The sequence below is a fragment of the Candidatus Cloacimonadota bacterium genome, from assembly GCA_034661015.1.
GTDB lineage: Bacteria > Cloacimonadota > Cloacimonadia > JGIOTU-2 > JGIOTU-2 > JAYEKN01.
Genome location: JAYEKN010000149.1, coordinates 1 through 3260, shown reverse-complemented (window position 1 = coordinate 3260; position 3260 = coordinate 1). Strand labels below are relative to the sequence as shown.

Annotated in this window: 3 protein-coding genes; 2 read left to right on the top strand and 1 reads right to left on the bottom strand. The window is 37.5% G+C overall.

All coding sequences use genetic code 11. From position 1 onward, the window contains the following. Positions 1 to 1474, bottom strand: a 1474-nt coding sequence (locus U9P79_05975; protein ID MEA2104169.1) for a hypothetical protein, incomplete at its 3' end; no start/stop codon positions are given. A 526-nt stretch (positions 1475 to 2000) separates the two neighbouring features. Between U9P79_05975 and U9P79_05970 the strand changes: the two genes are divergently transcribed. Further along, complete coding sequence (locus tag U9P79_05970; GenBank protein ID MEA2104168.1) at positions 2001 to 3053, top strand: XRE family transcriptional regulator; 1053 nt, start codon at positions 2001 to 2003, stop codon at positions 3051 to 3053. Beyond that, positions 3050 to 3260: DUF3368 domain-containing protein (locus U9P79_05965; protein MEA2104167.1), on the top strand; the 211-nt coding region annotated here is incomplete at its 3' end. The genes U9P79_05970 and U9P79_05965, both read left to right, overlap by 4 nt.

The window sequence follows — 3260 nt, the reverse complement described above, 5'->3', positions numbered from 1 at the left end:
ACCTCATCCAGCCAGGCACTTCATTTTTACATTTTATTTCAGGTTTTACATTTACAGAATCAAGTGTATTAAATTTAAAATTTTCTTCAATATTTGTATTAAAAAAGATATCAGGGCCTGAGTATTGAATCGTTGTTGATTTATTAACCGAACAATTGAAATATTTCCATTCTCTCCATTCACCAGACAATTGGATCTCTTCAGTAAATTGTTCACCATTTTTAAGTTTAACACTGGCATTTTGTGGAAATACAATCAAAAGATTGTTTGGTATAGTTGTATTTTCGTTATATTTAACAAGCTTATTGGAATTCGAATTAAAAAGGAAAACAGGAATATTGTTATTGGCATTGGGAAATTTAAAACTGTTTTCAATACTGATTATTTTATTAAAGCCAGACGAATCCTGAATACCAATCTCCCAGATTCTTGAGGGAAATACAGGCAGTTCCTCAGAATTTGAATAACTTTGTCCAGCAATTATTATGGGAACTCCAATCTCATGTTTAGAAGTTGATGGGGTGGAATTTCTTATACATGAACGATAGTTAATTATAATAGTGGAATTTCTTTCTTTTATTTTTTGTGAAGGAATTTGAATAAAAGGGATATCACTTCTTTCAAAATCAAATAAAATAACAGGTCTGCCAGTGTGTTCTTTTTTTTTCAGGATATCTCTATTAATATTAAATTTCTTATCCGAATGTTTCTCAAAAGCGTCGAACATGTACTTAGGAATGCTCCAATGCCACCATTCTCCATGTTTTGCATCTTTCCAGTTTAAAAGCATATGCCAAAAACGTTCAATAAGTTCTGCATTGATTGGCTGGCCATATTTTATAAAATACTCAATGGGTTTAGGTTGCGTGCTAAGTTTAGGTTCATTTTTCCATCTGCGAATAACAGATTCCCCTGTTTCATACCTTGCTTTTATATTTTCAAATTCAGTTAATATGTATTCTTCGATAAATTTGTTCATATGAATGTCAGGTATCAAACCATGAAGCAAGATTGGTGTAACATACTTGAAATTAGTTGGAATATCTGAAAATTGTTCCAGTTGATTTTCTTCAAGGCATTTTAGAAATAATTGGCCACTTGGAGAAGAAAGATTAGTATTGTGACAACAGCCCAATCCTTCAAAAATATGAGGCCAGAGCTCTTTACCCCGGTCCTCACCATAGTCAAAAATCCCTGTCCAGACAAAATACAAAGCAATTACTGCTCGTGCTTCTTTAAATTCAAAAAAGTGAGGATTAAATTTATCATTAAAATAAAATTTGAGGATTTTGCTCAGGTATTTTTGAAACACTCTATATGTTTCCTCTCCTTCCGGCCGTTCGATCTGCCCGATTAATTTTATATCAGAAAATTCGTCAAGGAGTATTGCACCTGTTTGATAAAGAAACTCTTGTGGATTATATTTTGGTGTTGATTCAAATATTTGTTTTATCGAGTTCGCATCAATTTTCATTCCACCTCACATAGTAAAAAAATTTACAGAAATCCTGGTTATCACGGATTTGGGGGAGTGACATTTTTTGCTGGACATTAGATTAACTTTCATACAAGTTATGTTAGTCAACTTATCTTATATGAAAGGAGCTCAATGTCTGACAATAAATCATCCACTCCCCGAATGAACCGTACAATTGTTTTGCCTTTTGATCAAGCGAATTATCATAAAATTGTTGAAGATCCAAAATGGTACAAGCAAAAACTCTGAAAACTCTAAAACTCTGATAAATGGGGTCTGATAAATGGGGTCAGAGTAAAATTAAACATTGTATTGTTCTACAAATTAGTGGTAAGTACCCGAGCATATTTAACCTGGTATTTTGACATTTTTTTGTTGAGATATATCAATAACTTAGAATGGTGTTGTCTCCGGGGGATTATCGATGGTCCATATTGAAAAAAGAATATAGTAGAATTAACAATAACCTTGGTTGACAAAGCTTAAGCAATTATGATATTAGTCAACCAATGAGGTGATAATCATGATCAATGAATTCGGGAAACGCTTATACAGTGCAAGAAAAATGGCGGGTTTGAGTATGGCGGCCCTGGTCGAAAAAGCCGGTTCCGTGGTAACCAAGCAGGCCATCAGCAAATATGAAAAAGGGAAGATTAACCCGAGCAGTGAGGTGTTGATTACCCTGTCGACTGCCCTGGGCGTGAAGATAGATTATTTTTTTAGGCCCTCTTCCATCACCATTGAAGGGCTGGAGTTCAGAAAAAAAGCCAGGATGACCCGAAAGGTTGAGGATCAGATCAAGTACCAGACCATTGACTTCATTCAAAAATATATGGAGCTGGAGGATATACTCGATGTCCAGACTGTGTTTGAAAATCCGGTGAGCAACCCCTTGGTTAAGACCCGGGAAGACATTGAGGTGGCGGCACAGGAAATCCGTGAAAAGTGGGCGTTGGGACAGGGGCCGGTGTCTCACTTGATTGAACTGCTGGAGGATAAGGGGTTCAAAATTTTTGAAGTATCTGAATTTGATTATTTTGACGGTCTGTCAGGATTCGTATCCGGTTTTAATGTCCCGGTTGTGGCTGTTTACAAGGGATATGACCTAGCGCGTAAGCGCTTTACCATTGCCCATGAACTGGGACATCTGCTCCTTGATTTTTCACAGGCTGATGGGCAGGATATCGAAAAGCTCTGTCATACCTTTGCCGGTGACCTGCTTTTACCCGAAGCCGTGATAAGAAAAGAACTGGGGAAAAATCGCTCTAAAATCACCCTGTGGGAGCTGAAAAAACTGAAAGGAATTTTCGGCATATCCATCCAGGCAATCATGGCCCGGGCTGCCAACCTTTCAATTATCAGTCCAAACGCCTATAAATCCTTTTGCATCAATGTCAGGAAAAGCGGCTGGCATATTGAAGAGCCGGGAAAATATGAAGGCAAGGAAGTCTCCAATCGGTTCAAACAGCTAATTTATCACGGTGCCGCAGAACAGGTGATCTCTTTCAGCAAAGCGGCCCAGTTCCTGAATATGCCGGAGTCGCAGTTCCAAGATGAGGTTCTTTTTGTCTCATGATTCTTTTGGTAAATGACGCCAATATTTTCATTGATCTCTTACAAATTGATTTACTGACCGATTTCTTTCAGCTTCCCTATAAGTTCCATGTAACCGATTTGGTGGCCATTGAAGTTCATGAAGCAAATCGCGATAAACTGGTCGCCTGCATGGAACAGGGCGTTCTCCTTAAAAAAAGTTTCGCTTACGAAGAGTTGATGGAAATTC

Excerpts from the sequence above, each read along its gene's own strand:
- U9P79_05970 (MEA2104168.1), top strand. The coding sequence starts at position 2,001 with ATGATCAATGAATTCGGGAAACGCTTATACAGTGCAAGAAAAATGGCG.